The 20,573-nt window shown below is 33.9% G+C and carries 21 protein-coding genes; 12 read left to right on the top strand and 9 right to left on the bottom strand.

Annotated elements, in window-relative coordinates:
* The first annotated feature begins 103 nt into the window (after positions 1 to 103).
* The 6 genes from J3U27_RS03020 (at position 104) to J3U27_RS02995 (ending at position 6,206) form a co-directional block, all read left to right on the top strand.
* On the top strand, positions 104 to 472 hold the full coding sequence (locus J3U27_RS03020) for a hypothetical protein (RefSeq protein ID WP_065563649.1): 369 nt from the start codon (positions 104 to 106) through the stop codon (positions 470 to 472).
* A gap of 119 nt (positions 473 to 591) precedes the next feature.
* Positions 592 to 2,136: a multicopper oxidase family protein gene (locus J3U27_RS03015; RefSeq protein WP_267376803.1), complete on the top strand. Its 1,545-nt coding sequence runs from the start codon at positions 592 to 594 to the stop codon at positions 2,134 to 2,136.
* Positions 2,137 to 2,268: 132 nt separating this feature from the next.
* Complete coding sequence (locus J3U27_RS03010; protein WP_065563650.1) at positions 2,269 to 2,613, top strand: hypothetical protein; 345 nt, start codon at positions 2,269 to 2,271, stop codon at positions 2,611 to 2,613.
* 85 nt (positions 2,614 to 2,698) lie between these two features.
* Entirely contained in the window at positions 2,699 to 5,422 is a 2,724-nt protein-coding gene (secA, locus tag J3U27_RS03005; protein WP_267376802.1) for a preprotein translocase subunit SecA, read from the top strand.
* 113 nt (positions 5,423 to 5,535) lie between these two features.
* Positions 5,536 to 5,940: an 8-oxo-dGTP diphosphatase MutT gene (mutT, locus tag J3U27_RS03000; protein WP_065563652.1), complete on the top strand. Its 405-nt coding sequence runs from the start codon at positions 5,536 to 5,538 to the stop codon at positions 5,938 to 5,940.
* A 41-nt stretch (positions 5,941 to 5,981) separates the two neighbouring features.
* On the top strand, positions 5,982 to 6,206 hold the full coding sequence (locus J3U27_RS02995) for a DUF4177 domain-containing protein (protein WP_065563653.1): 225 nt from the start codon (positions 5,982 to 5,984) through the stop codon (positions 6,204 to 6,206).
* A 78-nt stretch (positions 6,207 to 6,284) separates the two neighbouring features.
* Here the strand turns inward: J3U27_RS02995 and J3U27_RS02990 are convergent, their stop codons facing one another.
* From J3U27_RS02990 to J3U27_RS02970, 5 genes are read right to left on the bottom strand one after another with little or no spacing between them, the layout of a single operon-like run.
* Complete coding sequence (locus J3U27_RS02990) at positions 6,285 to 6,674, bottom strand: DMT family transporter (protein WP_065563654.1); 390 nt, start codon at positions 6,672 to 6,674, stop codon at positions 6,285 to 6,287.
* The gene (locus J3U27_RS02985) at positions 6,674 to 7,030 is read right to left on the bottom strand and encodes an EamA family transporter (RefSeq protein ID WP_065563655.1); all 357 of its coding nucleotides are present in this window, start codon (positions 7,028 to 7,030) and stop codon (positions 6,674 to 6,676) included. Before J3U27_RS02985 ends, J3U27_RS02990 begins: the two co-directional genes overlap by 1 nt.
* Positions 7,018 to 7,452: a zinc uptake transcriptional repressor Zur gene (gene zur / locus J3U27_RS02980; RefSeq protein WP_065734711.1), complete on the bottom strand. Its 435-nt coding sequence runs from the start codon at positions 7,450 to 7,452 to the stop codon at positions 7,018 to 7,020. The genes J3U27_RS02985 and zur overlap by 13 nt, the downstream gene beginning before the upstream one ends.
* A 27-nt stretch (positions 7,453 to 7,479) precedes the next feature.
* On the bottom strand, positions 7,480 to 7,752 hold the full coding sequence (locus J3U27_RS02975) for an RnfH family protein (protein WP_065563657.1): 273 nt from the start codon (positions 7,750 to 7,752) through the stop codon (positions 7,480 to 7,482).
* 1 nt (position 7,753) lies between these two features.
* Positions 7,754 to 8,182, bottom strand: coding sequence for a type II toxin-antitoxin system RatA family toxin (locus J3U27_RS02970; protein WP_065734712.1), 429 nt, complete (start codon positions 8,180 to 8,182; stop codon positions 7,754 to 7,756).
* Between the two features lie 68 nt (positions 8,183 to 8,250).
* Here J3U27_RS02970 and smpB point away from each other — a divergent pair, with 68 nt between their 5' ends.
* Complete coding sequence (smpB, locus tag J3U27_RS02965) at positions 8,251 to 8,733, top strand: SsrA-binding protein SmpB (RefSeq protein ID WP_065563659.1); 483 nt, start codon at positions 8,251 to 8,253, stop codon at positions 8,731 to 8,733.
* Between the two features lie 14 nt (positions 8,734 to 8,747).
* Here smpB and J3U27_RS02960 read toward each other — a convergent pair whose 3' ends face one another.
* From J3U27_RS02960 to J3U27_RS02950, 3 genes are read right to left on the bottom strand one after another with little or no spacing between them, the layout of a single operon-like run.
* The gene (locus J3U27_RS02960) at positions 8,748 to 9,746 is read right to left on the bottom strand and encodes a LacI family DNA-binding transcriptional regulator (protein WP_065734713.1); all 999 of its coding nucleotides are present in this window, start codon (positions 9,744 to 9,746) and stop codon (positions 8,748 to 8,750) included.
* 14 nt (positions 9,747 to 9,760) lie between these two features.
* Entirely contained in the window at positions 9,761 to 10,879 is a 1,119-nt protein-coding gene (locus tag J3U27_RS02955; RefSeq protein ID WP_065563661.1) for a glycoside hydrolase family 172 protein, read from the bottom strand.
* Between the two features lie 58 nt (positions 10,880 to 10,937).
* A complete protein-coding gene (locus J3U27_RS02950) occupies positions 10,938 to 12,182 on the bottom strand; it encodes an oligosaccharide MFS transporter (protein ID WP_065563662.1) in 1,245 nt (414 codons plus the stop codon).
* Between the two features lie 356 nt (positions 12,183 to 12,538).
* Here J3U27_RS02950 and J3U27_RS02945 point away from each other — a divergent pair, with 356 nt between their 5' ends.
* From J3U27_RS02945 to J3U27_RS02925, 5 genes are all read left to right on the top strand, one after another.
* Positions 12,539 to 13,816, top strand: a complete 1,278-nt coding sequence (locus tag J3U27_RS02945; protein WP_267330437.1) for an MFS transporter — start codon at positions 12,539 to 12,541, stop codon at positions 13,814 to 13,816.
* A 93-nt stretch (positions 13,817 to 13,909) separates the two neighbouring features.
* The gene (locus J3U27_RS02940; RefSeq protein ID WP_267342473.1) at positions 13,910 to 14,827 is read left to right on the top strand and encodes a GntR family transcriptional regulator; all 918 of its coding nucleotides are present in this window, start codon (positions 13,910 to 13,912) and stop codon (positions 14,825 to 14,827) included.
* A 112-nt stretch (positions 14,828 to 14,939) separates the two neighbouring features.
* Positions 14,940 to 16,379, top strand: a complete 1,440-nt coding sequence (locus J3U27_RS02935; protein WP_267376801.1) for a tagaturonate reductase — start codon at positions 14,940 to 14,942, stop codon at positions 16,377 to 16,379.
* Positions 16,380 to 16,406: 27 nt separating this feature from the next.
* Positions 16,407 to 17,423, top strand: coding sequence for a zinc-binding alcohol dehydrogenase family protein (locus J3U27_RS02930; protein ID WP_065734742.1), 1,017 nt, complete (start codon positions 16,407 to 16,409; stop codon positions 17,421 to 17,423).
* Between the two features lie 69 nt (positions 17,424 to 17,492).
* Positions 17,493 to 19,010, top strand: a complete 1,518-nt coding sequence (locus J3U27_RS02925; protein WP_267342471.1) for a UxaA family hydrolase — start codon at positions 17,493 to 17,495, stop codon at positions 19,008 to 19,010.
* A 167-nt stretch (positions 19,011 to 19,177) separates the two neighbouring features.
* Here J3U27_RS02925 and J3U27_RS02920 read toward each other — a convergent pair whose 3' ends face one another.
* Complete coding sequence (locus tag J3U27_RS02920) at positions 19,178 to 20,503, bottom strand: glycoside hydrolase family 28 protein (RefSeq protein ID WP_267376800.1); 1,326 nt, start codon at positions 20,501 to 20,503, stop codon at positions 19,178 to 19,180.
* Positions 20,504 to 20,573 lie beyond the last annotated feature (70 nt).

The raw sequence follows: 20,573 nt of genomic DNA, 5'->3' as shown, positions 1-20,573 counted from the left end.
CCTTGGTATTAAAATCAAATTTTTATATCAAGAGTTAAAACTGTATAAATTTGCTGCAATTTTTAGTAAAATGGACTCGAGGAGATTAATTGTGTGATGAATAATGTCGCAAATCATTAACAAGAAGCAATTTTATATTTTAATTATATTGGCAATATTTTTGCTTTTTTCTTCTATTGGGCATTTTTCTCTAATTATATCTAAACCTTGTTCAGATCATCATTCACCAAATTTAATATCATCTCAGGTGAACGCAAATCTTAATTATGCAAATACAGATTTGCCGACTTCTAAATCAACAAAATCTTTTATTGGTAAATCGGTTAATCATTGTGCCACTTGCAGTACAATTATAACTAATTATATTGTTAATTTTGATTATCCGATTCATAGTGAACAATATCTACTTACTAAATTTATTCCTGAATATAAAGAATTTATTCCTGAGTTAAAGCCACCAAAATTTATCTAATTTACGCAGTTAAATATTAGTAATAAGTACTGGAAATCAATAACACAATCTCACTTTTTATAGTCTTGACGGTTGTATGCAGGTTATTGTTTAACGTAATAAATAATTATAGGAATACTATGAAACGCCGAAATTTTATAATGAATATTACCGCTGCTGTCGGTGGTTTAATTGCAACTAAAGCCATAGCCAAATTGGATAATTCACCAATGTCTGACATGGTTTGTGATGTTAAATCTGATAATTGTGATAAGGGGGACAACATGCACGATCATATGAATATGAACATGAATAACAACATGCCACAAAAACTGTTATCGACTACAGCGCTACCACACGGTAAAAACTTACCCGAGTTAACTAATTTAAAAAATACCAGCACCCAAGCTGGCGTATTTGAAGCAACGCTACATTTAAAACCGGTTAAAATAGCCTTAACACCGGAAATTACCACCGAATTTTGGGCATATAATGGCATGATTCCTGGTCCGAAAATCGAAGTATTTGAAGGCGATCATGTTAAAATAACCGTTAAAAATGATCTCTCACAGCCAACAACCGTTCATTGGCATGGTTTGCTGATTCCTTCAGATCAAGACGGCAACCCGCAAGATGCTATTCCGGCAGGTGGCAGCAGAGTTTATGAATTTACCATACCGGAAGGCACAGCCGGAACCTATTGGTATCACCCACATGGACATAATACCGTTGCAGAACAAGTCTTTCGTGGTTTAGCCGGTACCTTTATTGTGCGCAGTAAAAATGATCCGCTTGCTTCGCTACCGGAGCAACATTGGTTCTTTTCTGACTTAAAATTAACTGAAAACGGCGAAATCGCCGAAAACTCCATGACTGACTGGATGAATGGTCGGGAAGGACAATTTGTGTTGATCAATGGCGCTTACCAACCCAATATAAAAGTAGAAGGTGCAACACGAGTCAGAATCTGGAATGCGTGTTCAGGCCGATATTTAAATCTATCAATACCGGATTGTGATGTCTTTTTAGTTGCTACCGACGGCGGTTTCATTACCGAGCCGCATCAACTCAATAAACCGTTATTACTTACTCCGGCAGAACGGGCTGAAGTGGTTATCGTTCCGAAAAAAACCGCCAGTCTTTATCTGCAAAACATCGGCTACGATCGTGGCAAAATGGGAAATGTACCGCCGGAACCAAACATCATTCTTTCACAGCTCCAGTTAACTCAAACGGCCAGTACAGTTCTACCAACGCATCTAAAACAAGTACCCATTTTAGGCAAAGCCGTCGCCAAAAAATCACTTGAATATACTGAAGTAATGGATAAAAGTGAGCCTCGAGGTGGTATGCTATTTTTAATTAATGGCAAACGGCATGATATGTCACGAATCGACTTGGAAAGTAAACTTCACGATGTTGAAGAGTGGACAATTGTTAATAACTCACATATGGATCACAATTTCCATATACATGGAGCGCAATTTATTGTGCAATCTCGTGAATTAAATGGCACTAAAACTACACCCGAGTTTGTTGCTTTGAAAGATACCACTAACTTACGCCCGCACGAAACGCTTGTTATTAAAATTCAACAAAATATGCCGGGACTACGTATGTATCACTGTCATATTGTAGAGCATGAAACGCTGGGTATGATGGGGCAATTAATGGTTAAAGAATAATGAAATAAATTACCCACTTTCAAAAAAAGATCGTGGGTATTTTTTAATAAATAAAATAATAAAATTTAATACATTTACTAATAAATAATAATAGTTTTTCATTTTGGCAAAAAATGCTAAGATATTATAGTTATGACCTTGATTAACTACTGGCAACAAATTAGTAAACGCCTCATCATCAAAACAGCCCTATCGCACTTATTATTAGGTGTAATCGCTGCTGGGTTCGGTTTATATGAAGAAAATGCATTACCAGTTCAATCATCTTCCACACAGGTTGGTATTATTGCTATAACAGCAATAGTACAAGATCACCAAGCACCAATAAGAACAAAATCTCAAACTTCATCTTTGTTAAAAGAAGAGCATTACGATAAGCAAATTATCTCACTCAATTATGATGAAGTTACTCCAAATACCGTTATTCGATTATCACCATATAATGGAATAAGAGCTGGTCCTCAAGCTACCGCTTAACGTGTTTTTATATCATTAAATTAATTTATTAAATAAGGTTTATTCCTTATTGATCCCATTATAAAAAAAGAATAAGAGAACAGTTATGTTATTAAAATTATTAACAAAAGTATTCGGTAGCCGTAATGAACGCGTTTTAAGATCTATGCGTAAACGTGTTGAAAATATTAATGCTCTTGAACCATCTATGGAAGTGCTAACCGATGATGAACTTAAAGCAAAAACCAATGAATTTAAGCAGAAGATTGCAAATGGCACTAAGTTAGATGACATATTAGAAGAAGCTTTTGCAGTAGTTCGTGAAGCAAGTAAGCGTGTATTTGGTATGCGTCATTTTGATGTCCAACTCATTGGGGGCATGGTACTTAATGAACGCTGTATTGCCGAGATGCGTACTGGTGAAGGTAAAACATTAACAGCTACATTACCTGCCTATTTAAATGCATTAACCGGTAAAGGTGTACATGTTGTAACTGTTAATGATTATTTAGCTCAGCGTGATGCAGAAAATAACCGCCCTCTATTTGAATTTTTGGGCTTAACAGTTGGTATCAATTTACCTAACATGCCTCCAGAAATAAAACGTGATGCTTATAATGCTGATATCACTTATGGTACGAATAATGAATATGGATTTGATTATCTACGCGATAATATGGTGTTTAACAAAGAATCACGTGTTCAACGACCGTTACACTATGCTTTAGTCGATGAGGTTGACTCAATTTTAATAGATGAAGCAAGAACTCCATTAATTATCTCAGGTCAGGCTGAAGATAGTTCAGATAAATATATCAGTATTGATAAAATCATCCCTCATCTTATTAAACAAGAAAAAGAAGATTCAGAGCAATTTCAAGGAGATGGAGATTTCTCAATTGATGAAAAATCACGCCAAGTAAATCTTACTGAACGAGGTTTAATTAAAGTTGAAGAACTATTAATAAAACAAGGAATTATGAAAGGTGATGAATCACTTTATGCACCAAGTAATATTGTGTTGATGCACCATGTCAATGCAGCTCTTCGAGCTCATCATTTATTCCACCGTGACGTAGATTATATTGTTAGGGATAATGAAATCATTATAGTTGATGAACATACAGGCCGTACAATGGATGGTCGCCGTTGGTCGGATGGTTTACATCAAGCAGTAGAAGCTAAAGAACACGTAAAAATTCAAAATGAAAATCAAACGTTAGCTTCTATTACCTTCCAGAATTATTTCCGTTTATACGAAAAATTAGCTGGTATGACCGGTACAGCTGATACTGAAGCCTTTGAATTTAATCAAATCTATGGCTTAGATACCATTGTTATTCCAACCAACCGTCCAATGGTCAGGAAAGATTTACCTGATCTTGTCTATATGACAGAAAAAGAGAAAATTAATGCAATCGTTGCTGATGTGCAAGATTGTGTCAAACGAGGACAGCCAGTCTTAGTAGGTACTGCTTCAATTGAGAAATCCGAACTTGTCTCTCATGCATTTAAAAAAGCAGGGATTAAACATAATGTACTTAATGCTAAATTCCATGCTCAAGAAGCTGAAATTATTGCTGATGCAGGTAGTAAAGGCGCTGTAACTATTGCAACAAATATGGCAGGTCGTGGTACCGATATTATGCTTGGTGGTAATTGGCAAAGTGAAGTTGCGAAATTGGAAAATCCAACTGATGATGATATCCAGAAAGCTAAACAAGCATGGCAAATTAAACATGAAGAAGTCATTCAACTTGGTGGGCTTTATATTTTAGGTACTGAACGTCATGAATCTCGTCGTATTGATAACCAATTACGTGGACGTGCTGGCCGTCAAGGTGATCCAGGTGTTTCACGTTTTTACTTATCTTTAGAAGATCCACTTATGCGTATTTTTGCATCAGAGCGTGTTGGTAATATGATGCGTAAATTGGGTATGAAAGAAGGTGAAGCAATCGAACATCCATGGATCACTAAAGCTATTGCTAATGCTCAGAAAAAAGTTGAAAGCCGCAATTTTGATATTCGTAAACAATTACTTGAATATGATGATGTTGCAAATGATCAACGTAAAGCTATATATAGCCAACGTAATGATTTATTAGATAACGTAGATATCAAAGAAACTATTGATTCTATACATGGAGATGTATTTACCACTGTTATTGATCAATATATTCCACCACAATCTATTGAAGAAATGTGGGATATTCCTGGACTTGAAGCAGCATTAAAAAGTGACTTTGATTTAGATTTACCAATTGCAAAATGGCTTGATGAAGAACAAAATCTTCATGAAGAAACTTTACGTGAACGTATTATACAACTTGCACAAAATAAATATCTTGAAAAAGAAAATATTGCGGGTTCTGAAGCCTTCAGACAGTTTGAAAAAAGTGTTATGTTGCAAACACTTGATACATTGTGGAAAGAACATTTAGCAGCAATGGACTACTTACGCCAAGGTATTCACTTACGAGGCTATGCACAGAAAGATCCTAAACAAGAATATAAACGAGAATCTTTCAACATGTTTGCAAGCATGTTAGATACATTGAAATATGACGTAATTGGTATATTAAGCCGAGTACAAATTCGTTCACAAGAGGAAGTTGAAGAAGCTGAACGCCAACGCCAAGCTGAAGTCGAAAAATTAATGGCTAAGCAGCAAGCTAATCATGAATCAATGGGTGGCATGGGCAATGATGAACAATCAGCAAACTCACAACAACCTGTTGTACGTACTCAGGCAAAAGTTGGCCGTAACGATCCTTGTCCTTGTGGATCAGGCAAAAAATATAAACATTGTCATGGTGCTGTTAATTAAATCAAAAATTTAGTATGATAAATAATCATTGATGTTTAAATAACCAATTAAGGTAAAAAAACAAATGGGAAAGCAGTTGCTTTCCCAAACTTTAATCACATACAAATTGGATCATGAGAAAACATACTGAAATTGCTGTAGGTATCATTCGTTCGCAAGATTGCCAAATCTTTATCACCCAACGCGGTGAAGACTCTCATCTTGCTGGTTTTTGGGAATTTCCTGGGGGAAAAATCGAAGCCGGCGAAACACCTTATCAAACTTTAGAGCGTGAAATAGCAGAAGAAGTTGATATTCATATTCATCAATCACAATTTTTAAAAACTTTTGAACATAGTTATGATGATCGTGATATCACTATTCATGCTTACCTAGTAGAAGAGTGGGATGGTGTTCCTTTTGCAAAAGAAGGACAACCAAGCCGTTGGATAGATCAGGAAGATCTAAATGCAGATGAATTTCCAGATGCTAACAGACCGATTATCGAAATGCTTAAGAACCTAGACAAACAGATCTAAGTTATTTCGTTATTTAATTTTAATTAGACTCTATAAAAACAATGAAAGAATATAAAGTTGTCATTTATCAAGAAGGGGCTTTGTCTTCATTAGTTTTCGGTACAGCTAATTCAAATGCTGACAAATTTTCCGCTTTTTTAAATAATATTGCCCAAGAAGGCTGGCGCGTAATTACAATGCAAAAAGATATCCGTCGCTTATTTTTATTCTGGCAACGTGAAGCCTATCTAATTGTGATGGAGCGAGATAGAGGACAGGTGAAATAAAAACACGTTTTCTATTTTAGAATTAATAATCACTTCGTAAATAGCTATTTAATGATTTTATAAAATCATTAAAATAATTTAACTCGAAGATTTATTGTGTATTCTTTGTTCAGCCAACGCAAGAAAGATAATCCCAACAATAATAGATAAAGCACCTAATAATCGTGAAATGGTAATTTGTTCGTTAAAAGCAATGACCGACACTATCATTACTGTTACCACTTGTAGGTGAGAAGCAGCAAAAGCTGGACCAACTGGTGCTTTTTGCAATAATACCATCCATGTTATAAATGCACCTGCATACCCAATCATAACTAAATATGCCCAACCATGACTAAAAACTCTTAACAACCAAGCAATATCTGGTTCAAATGGCAACGCTGAAATAGCAGTAAGTTTAAAGCTGGTTTGCCCAAAAGTATCAAAAAAAAGTAGTAAAATAAAACCAATAATATAGAACTTTTTCATTAAGTTAATCCTACTAGTACTACCCCAAGAGTTATAAAAAAAATACCAATTAAACGAAATGGCGTTAAATGTTCTTTAAATAAAACACGCCCAGCAATCATTACTGTAATAATATTAAAAGAGCCTAATAGTATGCTTTTAGACAAAGAAACTTCACTCAAAAAAGCCAACCAAAATACAAAACCGATGAAGTAAGCTCCAAAACCTAACCATAACCACATGTTACCAAATAATTTCTGCCAATAATTTAAACCCTTCTCATCATTAGAAGTAATCGCAGCATATTTGAATGCAATCTGCCCTACCGTGTCACAAGCAATATTAATTAACCATAAAAAAAAGATTAAGGTTGACATGAGTGACAAATTCCATGAATTTCAAGCACACTATGCTTTATTAAGAATTGACTTTGGCTAGCAAGTTGTTTAAGTTGCGACTCGATATTCTCAGAATGTTTTTCGATAATTTGCTGACAATTATCACAAATAAATAAGATTGATATATGCTGAGGATCCTGAAAATGAGGGCAAATGATATAGCAATTGGTTGACTCAACTTTATGAATAAAACCTTGCTCAAGTAGAAACTCAAGAGCTCGATAAATCGTTGGCGGTTTTGCTTGTGGCTCACTAACTTTTAAGAGATCTAAAAGATCATATGCGCTCATAGCTTTATTCGCTTTAAGCATGATATCTAAAACGGTTTTACGCTGAGTTGTCAGCTTAATGCCACGTTTTTTGCATAAAGTTTCAATTTTCTCAATCAGCATATTATGCATTCAGTTAAGTTCCCTTCACTTTATTTGTTACTTTTTCAATGCCGCTTTTTTTCTTCTAATTTCTTTTGGGTCATTGATTAAAGCTCGATATATTTCTATACGATCGCCGTCTTTTACTTGTTCATTCAGTTCACAACGTTTTCCATAAATTCCAACAAGATGTTCATCTAATCGAATTTTACATATTGATAAGATATTGGATTTTGTAATGGCTTGCAAGACATTAGTTTGCTCATCAACTGCGCAATCAATAATCGTAGGTTGATTAGGTAGCGCATAGACAACTTGAATATTTATCATATTAATATATCTGCCTTGCTCTTTGAGAAAATGCATTAACCATGTTGGTCATCACCTCCTTAAATATTGGCGTAAAAACAGCACTCATTAATTTATTATTAAACTCAAAGTTTAAATTTAAGCTGATTTTACTTTTTTGCTCATCAATTTTAGTAAATTCCCATCGCCCCTTTAAATGTTTAAATGGACCATCTATCAATGCCATATCAATTGAATTAGGCTCATTAATCTGATTTATGGTGGTAAAAGATTTTTTAAATCCCAATTTTTCAACCTCAATAAATGCAGTTAAAAGGTTATCTTGTTTGCTAATAATCCCAGTTGCGATACAATCAGGAACAAACTCAGGGTATCTAGCTATATCATTTACCAACGCAAACATTTGTTGGATTGAATAAGGCTCGATCACTTCATGAAAAACATGTGCCATAATATTAAAAAATTAAAAGTTAAAATTAGTGGCATATAGTATCATGTAACTCTATAATAACGCACATTATGACTAAGAAAAAATCACATAAGCCCGGTTCGGCTACTATTGCATTAAATAAACGTGCACGTCATGAGTACTTTATTGAAGAGGAAATTGAAGCAGGTTTATCCCTACAAGGTTGGGAAGTTAAATCACTGCGAGCTGGCAAAGCTAATATCAGTGACAGTTATGTGTTGCTTAAAAATGGCGAAGCATGGCTATTTGGTGCAACTATAACTCCATTGAGTGTTGCTTCTACACACGTAGTGTGTGACCCTATACGCACACGAAAATTACTACTAAATGAACGAGAATTGAACTCGCTTTTTGGACAAATAAATCGTCAAGGTTACACTGTTGTTGCACTTTCATTGTATTGGAAAAATGCATGGGCAAAAGTAAAAATTGGCGTTGCAAAAGGTAAAAAAGAATACGACAAACGTACTGATATTAAAGAACGCCAATGGCAAGTTGACAAAGCACGCATAATGAAAAATGCGAATCGCTAATCATAACGTTTAAATTAACGATGGCGTATAATTTGTGGCTCAATAAAAAATTCTAGATGTTTTAATTCTTTAAAATTTAGCAAATCATCAACCACATCTACACAAGTTAGCGCCATATTTTCGATATCTTGTACAATAGCATCTATCGGATAATACGAATAGCCAAGATAGTTATTGTAATCATAAGAACACAAATACACCTGCTCAGGATCAATTCTAGCTGTAACCAAATAACCTAAGACCTCTTCCAATAAATTACCTGATGGTGTAAAAATAGCTTTTGGCATTCGGCCTAATCTTTCATGAACACCTTTAAGTAATTCAAAACCTTTATTAGGAGAATAATCATCACTCACAATCCATTCTGGTTTTACAGTTAATCCCACACTTTCTAAGCCACGCCTAAAACCCTCAAGTCTTGCACATATCGAAGTTAACTGAATATCACAACCAATAAAATAAAATTCGTCTAAATTCTTTGCATAAGGCTTAATTAAATCACTTACAGACTGTAATGATTCACTTGTAATAAAGGGTAACACGGTATCTTTGAGATAACGGTCAAAAAGTAGTACCGGTGTATTTTGATTAATATCTACATACAATTTATCACTGTCTAATGAGGTTACAACGATCATCGCGTCAACTTTTCGCTCTACTAAGTTTTGAGCTACTTTGATTTCAACCTCTTTATTATAGTGACTACAAGTAATTAATAATTGGATGTTTTTTTGCCGAAAAGATGATTCAAGATGATGCAAAAACATAGAAAAAAATGAATTTGACATATCGGGTACAATAACACCAATCGTATTGGTGCTGTTAGCTTTCACCAAATATTGACGAATATGGGGTTGATCGCTATATTTCTCCGCGATCGATAAGACTCTTTGCCGAGTTTGTGGAGAAATACGATATTTTTTATCTCGTTTGTTAAATATATGACTGACGGTCGTTGCCGACACGCCAGCCAAACGAGCAATATCATTAATTTTTAGTTTATTACTCGCCATAGATCACCTTAATACTAACGTGGAGTACGTTGTTGTTTATTCGGGAACACTGGATTGTGGTTCACCGATGGACTTTGATACCAATAAGCAACACTCGCAATATCATCACAACGTTCATATAGTCTTATATCATCATTACCGATTTGTTGAAACGCTAATTTGATATTTTTGTGAAATGCAATTGGATCTGGAAGATGCCAACGATATAAACCATGTGAAGGCAAACCATCATCACCAAAACCATGTACTGGATTAGAATCTCCAGTTTGGAAAAAGTCACGAGTTGCATCACGGTTTGTTTGATATGGATATCCCATAAACATTGTTTGGAAACATTTCGCTTTTGGACGACCTTGGCTATCACGGTTATGGAATGCCCAAGCTCCACCAAAGTAATCTTCTGAACCAGTTGAATGTTGTGTTGGATAATCGCTATCATCATCAAGATAGAATTTAAACTCCCCTTCTCCCCACCAATAACGCTCTAAAGCTGTAAGGGCTAAGTAAGTACCTACATAATAACCATAACCTTGAACGTTATCTAATATGACATAATCTTGTGCATGATTAGTTACACGTTGACGACGCCATTGAGCATGAAAGTAAAGTGGATTTTCAAATGGTTTTGGCATCAACGCATAATTAATAGCAAAGAAGAAATGTTGCAAATCAGCTTCATGTTCATTGTGAATTTCAACTCTAGCTTTTTTATTAAATGGCATTCTAAAATAACTATTAAAACCACCTGTTGGATTAACCACTATTGGCATAGAATTAATATCACATCTCGCACCAAAACCATTACAGAAAAAGTCACCAATAGGACTTTCCACTGAAGGAACAGTTTCATCATCCCAATAAATTCGAATCACAACATCACGTAATACAAAGCTTCCACGATGTGTTTTATCAGTTAAAGTAAACCACATATGACGAATTTCCCCTGGGCCAGTAATTTCAGCAATAGTCACTTTTTCACCAGCAGGAATAGATATAAAACCTTGTCCTTTCCTACATGGACCTAAAGCACTAGCTTTCATACACGATTTACCCTTTTCACCAGTCAAATTTTCAGGTGAAATAGTTCTTGTTTGTTCGAAGTGAAACTGTGTTACTGAATCAAATATATTCATTTTGCGTCCTTAATAAGTTTTAACAAATATTATTAATTAAAATATAAATTTCGTTTGCTTAATTACTTTCATTTTCAATTTTGTCTGACTTTCTATCACGACTTAAGAAGGCCATAGCAAATATCATGAAGCCTAAAACAACTAAGCCTAAATAATTAAACGTAGTCGCAGCACCTTCAGTGTCATAAAAATTACCGACAAAGGTAGAAAATAATATTACGCCTACTGAACCGGCTACTTGATAACCGATCAAAAACACTGTAGCTGACAAGCGTGCATTGAAATTGTTATCAATATATTTAAATACTGAGACTAAAATAGTTGAGATCTCTAAACAGTGCATAAGTTTGATTACGGAAATAATTGCAATACTTTCCACATGGCCAGTTAAAAATATTCGAGTTGCAGATATGAATGCAGCAAAGATTAATGCATTTTTTGCACCAACTTTGTTAACCACGAATGGCACACAAAACATAACAGCTGCTTCTAAAAAGACTTGAAATGAATTTAAAATACCATATAAACGATAACCATCATTTACATCGGTAAATTGCTGAGTAAAAAAGACAGGGAATAATTGTTGGTCATAAATGTTGTACAAGCTATAAGTACCAAGTACATAAACAACAAATATCCAAAACTTTTTCAGTCCAAAGACTGAAACAATTTCATTAAAACTTAGTTTATCTTTCTTCTGAAATACTGCTGCCGATGATTTACTTAAATCTGGTTTGAAATTCAGATTGAGTATCATAAAACAGATACCGACCACTGAAGCAGCCCAAAAGTTAAGATGAGGATTGATACTAATTAAAATACCAGCGATAAAGGTACCCACTGCGTAAGCAATACAGCCCCAAGTCCGGCATTGTCCAAATTCAAAATCGAAAGCACGGCTGATTTTTTCACAGTAAGAATCGATCAAGCCCATACCGGCAACCCAACCAAAACCTAAGAAGAAACTGCCAAAGATAACACCAACATAAAAATTATGTCTTAAAAGTGGCTCGTAAACATAGATTAATGCAGGTGCAGCACATGTTATGATAACACTTTGAAACCAAATTAGATGTTTTTTTAAGACTAATTTATCTTGATAAACACCATAAATAATCATGATAATTAACGAAATAAAATAGTTAAAAGAATAGATAATACCCGTCTGTTTTGCTGTTAAACCAATCTCTTTACTAAGCCATATTGCATAAAAAGAAAAAACAAAACTACCCGCCGCGTAATACATAATGCTATAAAACGAAGCAAACCAATAAGTTGGTTTTTTATAAAATGCACTTGTCATAATTTATCCTATAAAGAGTTAAGCACTGTTTTGAGTATGAATAGCTAAAAATTTAGCTTTAACGGCTTTATTAGATAAATGTGATCTACATCAAAATTATTTTAATAGGTAATGATGATGTTCAATAAGAAATGGCATTAAAGATTAAAAACAAATAAAAAACAGAAAAATATTATCCCTACCACAATCAAACAAACAATTCCTTATCTGAATGAATTTTTTCACTACTATCAATATGCCGTTTGAATGAAATAGAAGTTACTTATTCACTTATTACCTTAATTAAAAGTTTCAATATTAAATTAAGATAACTAAATGAATATATTATTAAATAATTTATAAAAAGAGGTTTTTTTATGCCTAAAAAAAATAGTCGTATTCGATTCCATATAGCCATACTGATGTTATTTGCTATTGTAATTAATTATTTGGATAGAACAGTAATGTCCGCTGCTGCTCCAATTATTGCTACTGATTTAAATATTTCTCCTGAAGCAATGGGATGGATAATGTCAGCGTTTTTCTTAAGTTATGCTCTTTGTCAAATTCCTGCTGGCTTTATCGCCGATCGTTTTGGTCAAAGGAAAACACTCGCAGGTTCAGTGACTTGGTGGTCGTTAGCAACGGGTGCAACAGCACTAGCAACCTCCCCTATCGGTTTCATCTTTGCTCGTGTATTTATGGGAATTGGTGAAGCTGCTGCATATCCTTGTAACGGAGGCATTACCGCGAAATGGTTTCCCGATAGAGAACGAGGTCGTGTAACAGCTTTATTTGATAGTGGCTCTCGATTTGGTACAGCATTTGCTATGCCACTTGTGGTTTGGATTATAGCTTCATTAGGATGGCATGCAGCATTTTTCATTTGTGGTGCATTAGGTCTTGTTTGGGTTATTTGGTGGTTATGTGTTTATCAAGATCCTGAACAACATCCTAGTATAAGTCCTACAGAATTGAAATATATCCGTGACGGCCAAATAAAAAAAGAAGGAATCGATAAAGTACAACCAATGAAATGGTATCAATTACTAAAATACCGTAATGTGATAGCGATGTGTATAGGCTTTTTCATGCTTAACTATGCTGTTTATTTTTTCATCACTTGGTTTCCAACTTATTTAATGAAAGAACGCGGTTTAAGTTTAACCGAAATGGGATTTTTAGCTATGCTACCACCATTATGCGGCATAATTGGTCAATGGATTGGTGGATGGTTAACTGATTTCATCTACATTAAAACCAATAATATTAATCTAGCTAGAAAAATAAATTTAGTCGGTGGAATGTTAATTGCGACTTCCATTTCGCTTGCTGGGTTAGTTGATTCAATTACTGTAATGATGATGCTACTTTGTATTTCATATATTGGGCTTGCTTTTTCTGGCTCAGCCATTTGGTGTCTTCCTGGCGATATTGCTCCACGAAATATGACGTCTGTCTTAGGCGGCATCCAAAATACTGTCTCAAATTGTGGTGGTATTTTAGGTCCAATCGTAACGGGATATATTATTGGTGCAACAGGTTCATTTATGTATGCCCTAGTCGTTTCTGGTTGTGCTTGTGCTATTGGTGCACTTGTATACTTACTTGTATTAAAAGATATCAAACCTATTACAGCGAATCCATCTATTTAATAACTATAAATTTCGTTAGAAAATTCTATCAAAAACTTTGATAGAATTTTCAACAAGTTAGTTTGTTATAATTAAATTACTGAGAAACGTAAGATGAGTAGAAGTCAAACATTAAGACAAAATACTATTAATCAATTTATTGATTGCATCAACAATAATATATTATCTTTTCCTTTACCTTCTATTTCAATTCTAGCAGAAGCTTTCAATGTTAGTCGAACAACCATTCGCGCAGTATTAAACTATTTATGTCAAATAGGCATTTTACTGTTTGATAATAATCAATACCATTTAGCACGTGAACCAACGCAAAAGGATAAAATTGCCTGTATTTTCGAAAAAAGATCTATACAAGATAAAAAAGTTGAAACTTATTTTTACCACTTAATTAATAGCAAAAAATTATTACCAGGTGATCATTTTAATGAAATTCAACTCGCAAAAGAAATTAACGTTAGTCCCATTGTGGTTCGTGAGTTTCTACTACGTTTTTTACATTATGGACTTATTGATAATGTTAAAAAAGGAGAATGGGAGTTAGCTACATTCGATAAAAACTATGCCGAAAAACTATATGAATTTAGAAGTGTTTTAGAAATTTTTGCACTAAAAGCATTTATGGCCCAATCTGACAATCATATTAATTGGATAAAAGCACGAGAGTTACTACAACGGCACAAAATTCTTCAACAAAATATACAAGATGAATATAAACTTTTTTCAACACTTGACCGTGATTTCCATGAACTCATTTTATCGTGTAAAGAAAATCGTTTTTTTTTACAATCATTTGATTTAATTTCCGTTATATTTCATTTCCATTACCAGTGGGACAGTAGTGATCTTAAAGAAAGAAACAGTATTGCTGTATCAGAACATATTGCAATATTAACTGCAATTCTACAAAAAAACGAACCACTCGCCATTGCAGCGTTGTGTCGTCATTTAAATACAGCTAAAAGGTCAATGCAAGAGTCAATTGGACGCGCATTAGAAATAAAAAACAGATAAAAAACAAAAAAATTATATATTCAACACGAAACTACAAAAAAAAAACATACTACTTTTTATCTTCTTCTATAGTTCTCTTTACTTACTACCAATAATTAAAGAGAACAATCATATGACAAAACAATTAAATAGATCCAACTTTCCTGGTCCAATTTACCCTGAAAAAATACTTCAATTTGGTGAAGGAAATTTTTTAAGAGCATTTATAGATTGGATTATTGATAATCTAAATGAAAAAACAAATTTCAATAGTGGTGTTACTATTGTTAGACCTATTGATACACATCAACCATCTATCAATGAACAAGATGGGCTTTACACGACTATTATTCGGGGGCTGAATGAACAAGGTTGCACAATTGCTACACCGCGAATTATTTATTCGGTTAATCGAGAAATACTAATATATCAAGACTATCAATCCTATTTAGCTTGTGCTGAAAATCCTGAGTTGGAATTTATTTTTTCAAATACTACTGAAGCAGGTATTGCATTTAGTGATAAAGATAAAGCTACAGATCTACCTCCAGCAACTTTTCCTGCAAAATTAACCTGTTTTTTACACCATCGTTTTAAATTTTTTAAAGGCCAAAAAGATAAAGGCTTGATTATCATTCCATGTGAACTTATTGATTATAATGGAGAAAAACTGAAAGAATTGGTTCTGGAATATGCTAAATTATGGCAATTAGATCATGATTTTACAATATGGATCAATGAGTGTAATACCTTTTGCTCAACTTTAGTTGACCGTATTGTGACAGGCTATCCAAAAGATGAAGCAATACAACTTGAACAACAACTTGGTTATCAAGATCGTTTTTTAGATACAGCTGAGTATTTTTATCTGTTTGTTATTCAAGGTCCACAATGGTTAAAACAGAAATTAAAATTAGATCAAGTCGACCTAAATATTTTAGTTGTTGATGATATTAAACCTTATAAAGAAAGAAAAGTAGGTATTTTAAATGGTGCTCATACTGCGATGGTGCCTGTTGCTTACCTTGCTGGATTGAAAACCGTTGGCGAAAGCATGGATGATCCGCAGATTGAAACATTCGTTAAAAATTTAATTAATCAAGAGGTGATTCCAACTTTATCTTTAGATAAAGAACAATTAGTACAATTTGCCGATGAGGTTTTAAAACGCTTTAGAAATCCATTCATTAAACACGAGTTAATGTCAATTTCATTAAATTCATTAACAAAATTTAAAACTCGACTACTGCCACAATTACTAACATATAGTCAACGATTTAACAAACCACCAAAGTATATTTCGTTTTCCTTAGCTGCTCTTATTGCTTTTTATCGTGGCCAATACCAAGGTCAAGCTATTTCATTAACTGATGATGCTCATTTACTAGAGAAGTTTAAAGAGTGGCAACCACTTTATCAACACGACGTAAAAACACTCGTCTCTAACGTATTAAAAATGACTGATCATTGGGGACAAGATCTCAATAATGTTACCGGATTAACTGATTTAGTGACTAAAAATCTGGAAAACATTTTAGCTCAAGATATTAAAAATTATATTCCAAACAACTAAACAGCAGGAGTCAAACATATGACTAAAATGAAATATATTGTTATTCCAGAACCAGGAAAAGTTGAAGTCAAAGAAATGGAAAAACCAACCTTACAAAAAGGTGAAGCAATCTTAAAAGTATTATATGGTGGTATTTGCGGTTCTGACATGGGAACGTATAAAGGAACTTTTCTTTATGCAAGCTATCCACGAATCCCTGGTCATGAATTTTCAGCCGAAGTGGTTGAAATAGACGAAAATGATTACGGTATCAAAAAAGGAATGATTGTTACCGCCAATCCTTATTTTAACTGTGGTAAATGTTATTCTTGTCGACGCGGTTTTGTTAACTGCTGTACTGGCAATCAAACTCTTGGCGCACAACGTGATGGTATTTTCAGAGAATATTATAGTATGCCAATTGAACGTATCTATGATGGTAAAGGATTAGATGCATTAACGCTATCAATGATTGAACCATTTTGTATTAGCTATCATTCAATTCAACGAACGTCAGTAAAAAAAGGCGATAAAGTATTAGTCGTTGGTGCTGGACCTATTGGTTTATTTGCTGTCATGGCTGCAGTTTTAAAAGAGGCTGACGTATATGTAAGTGACGTCATGCAATCAAGATTAGATAAAGCATTATCATTAGGTGCAAAAGGTGTTATCAGAACAGATAAAGAGAATTTTGAAGAAAGAGTAAAAGAAATTACCCAAGGTGATGGTTTTGATGTTTGTATCGAATGCGTTGGATTACCACAAACTTTCCAAAATTGTATTGATGCAGCAGCTTACCGTGGTCGTGTAGGTCTAGTTGGAGTAAGTAAACAAAAATTAGATTTTGCTTTTACACAAATTCAAACTAAAGAGTTAGATATTTTTGGTTCACGTAATGCACTAAAAAAAGACTTTATCGAATTGATTGATTTAGTTAGTTCCGGAAAATGTGATGTTAAAAAAATCATTACCGACATATACGAATTGAATAATGCCGAAAATGCTTTTAAAGAAATGCGAGATGATCCAAGTAATCGACTTAAATCAGTAATAAAGATAGGTTAACTAAATAATTATCTCTCAATTATTCCGCTACTAACAAGTAGCGGAAAGTGTATTTTTAGGAAAGAGTTCATGAAAAAAATAATTAAAATCAATGGTAACGATAATGTTATTATCGCATTAGAAACATTATACCCAGGCGATAAAATAAATAGTGAGCTATTAAAAGATAATCAACAAATTACTGTTTTACAAGAAATTCCTTCAGGTCATAAAATAGCGATTAAACCGATTTTACAAGGTGAAAACATCATTAAATATGGTTTTCCCATTGGTCATGCATCGCAAGCTATTCAAGTTGGTGAACACGTACATACTCATAATGTTAAAACCAATCTTGGTGAGCTTGATGAGTATCAATATGAACCTGTTGCTAGTCATATTTCATCATCACTACCGGATAGAGATGTGAATCTTTATCGCCGAAAAAATGGTGATGTTGGTATTCGTAATGAACTTTGGATTATCCCAACCGTTAGTTGCGTTAATGGTATCGCGGAACAAATTCGTAAACGATTTTTATCAGAAATAGCGAAAGACATTGAGTTAGATCACGCTTTTTTTGATGGTGTCCATCTACTTTCACATCCCTATGGTTGTTCGCAATTAGGAGCAGATCATCAAACAACTAAAACTATATTACAAGATATGGTCAAACATCCTAATGCAGGTGGAGTATTAGTTATTGGTTTAGGATGTGAAAATAATCAACTCTCAGCATTTAAAGAAAGCCTTGGTGAATATGATCATGAGCGAGTCCGTTTTATGATTTCACAAGAAGTGGAAGATGAGATTCAACAAGGTGTGAAGTATTTACTCGAAATATATCAAGTAATGAAATTAGATCGTCGCCAAACTGGTAAGCTTAGTGAACTTAAATTTGGACTTGAGTGTGGGGGATCCGATGGATTATCAGGCATCACAGCAAACCCATTATTAGGCAAGTTTTCTGATTATGTAATTGCCAATGGCGGAACTAGCGTTTTAACCGAAGTTCCCGAAATGTTTGGAGCAGAAACAATCCTAATGTCTCATTGTATTAATTCACAAATTTTTGAAAAAACAGTAAATATGGTTAACAATTTTAAAAGATATTTTATGACATATAATCAACCTATTTACGAAAATCCTTCTCCAGGTAATAAAGCAGGAGGAATTACAACACTTGAAGACAAATCATTGGGCTGCACCCAAAAAGCAGGTAATAGTAATGTTATTGATGTATTAGAATATGGTGAAAGACTCCAAAAATCAGGTTTAAATTTATTATCAGCTCCGGGAAATGACGCAGTAGCTACAGGTGCATTAGCTGCTGCTGGTTGTCAAATGGTATTATTTTCAACCGGAAGAGGCACCCCATATGGTGGCGTTGTACCAACTGTAAAAATTTCAACTAACTCAACACTTGCCCAAAAAAAGAAACACTGGATCGATTTTGATGCGGGGCAATTAGTTAATGGAACACCGATGGAGAAACTTTTAGAGCAATTTATTAATTTAATTGTGCAGCTTGCAAACGGTAAACAAACCTGTAATGAAATAAATGAATTTCGTGACCTATCAATATTTAAAAATGGAGTAACTGAATAATTTTTCTTGAAAAGTCCAAATTTGGAAAAATAAAATAATCATAAAATATAACAACATTTTGATAAAAATAATTTTTTCTTATCAAAGTAATGTATAAAATAAGGTCATATTGAATTAATATTCATCAATAAAAAATAACCGCTACTTAGCGGTTATTTTCAAACACATTATTCAGTTTTAAGTCCAAATAATTGACCATTTTGTTTAACAAAAGATTGTGTTACATGCACGTCACTACTATTTTTAATACAAAGTGGATCACTTAGTACATTATCAATAATCACATTATTAAACAAAATACTATTCGCATTCTCAATAAAGAACCCTTTACCAGCCTCCGGCTTGACATCTTTAAACATATCAACCTCGCCTGCTTGGGCATTTTGTTGCATTGAAACACGAATATTATCAAAAGAGATATTAGAAATAGGAGATTCTGGAATACCATATAAAAAGCCGGCATAAGCACGAACATTTTTAGCAATAATGTTTGAAAAGCTAATATTGTGGCATGCTGGTGTAAACTCATTAACGGGTAGAGCATCTTTATTCCAAACAATTGGATCATTTCCTTTTGGACCACAATAATAATAGTAGTTCATAACAAATGCCGATAAAACTTCATCCATTACAATATTACTAAATGTGATATCAGAAATAGTTCCTCCTCGACCTCGACGAGTTTTGAATCTTACACCTCGATCGGTTTTTTGGAATACACAATTTGTAATAGTTACATTACGGATGCAACCACTCATCTCACTACCAAGTACAACTGCACCATGACCATGAATCATATTACAATTAGTAATTAAAATATTCTCACATGGACTTTTTTCGGCTGTTTCTTCAGTGCCTGCTTTTATTGCAATACAATCATCGCCAACATCAATATAACAATTTGAAATTCTCACATTACGACATGATTCAGGGTTAATACCATCGGTATTCGGTGAATCAGCTGGATTAAGAATTGAAATATTATCGACAACGACATTATTTGATTCCATCGGATGAACAGTCCAGCTAGGTGATTGAGTTAGAAAAACTTTTTCAATCGTAACTCGTTCACAAAAATCAAAACCAATTAAATAAGGTCTTGGATATTTAAGATTGCTTCGATCATGACGGAATGTATGCCACCATTTTTGACCATTACCATCAATTTTACCATTTCCAGTTATAACCACATTTTCAATATGTTGGCCATATATACAAGGCATATACACATCCTGCTTAACCCCTTCCCAACGAGAATTAACAACAGGATAATCTTTAGCATCATCAGAAAATAATAAAGTCGCCCCTTGCTCAATAACAAGCGTTATGTTGCTACAAAGCTTAATTGCCCCAGTAAAATAGGTACCAACAGGAACAATTAACGTTCCACCACCTAGTTGATCAATATGTTGAATTGCTTTTTCAAAAGCTTGAGTATTTATTGATTTTCCGTCACCAATAGCGCCAAAATCTTTTACAGATACAGTCGTCATGAGTTTATCCTTTATATTTTTACAAACCTTTTAATTTACTCTAATGTTTGCAGCTTTAGGTTACAGGATC

The organism is Gilliamella sp. B2911 (assembly GCF_026536965.1).
GTDB lineage: Bacteria > Pseudomonadota > Gammaproteobacteria > Enterobacterales > Orbaceae > Gilliamella > Gilliamella apicola_E.
The sequence above is the reverse complement of the archived record's forward strand: the minus strand, read 5'-3'. Positions and strand labels throughout refer to the sequence as shown.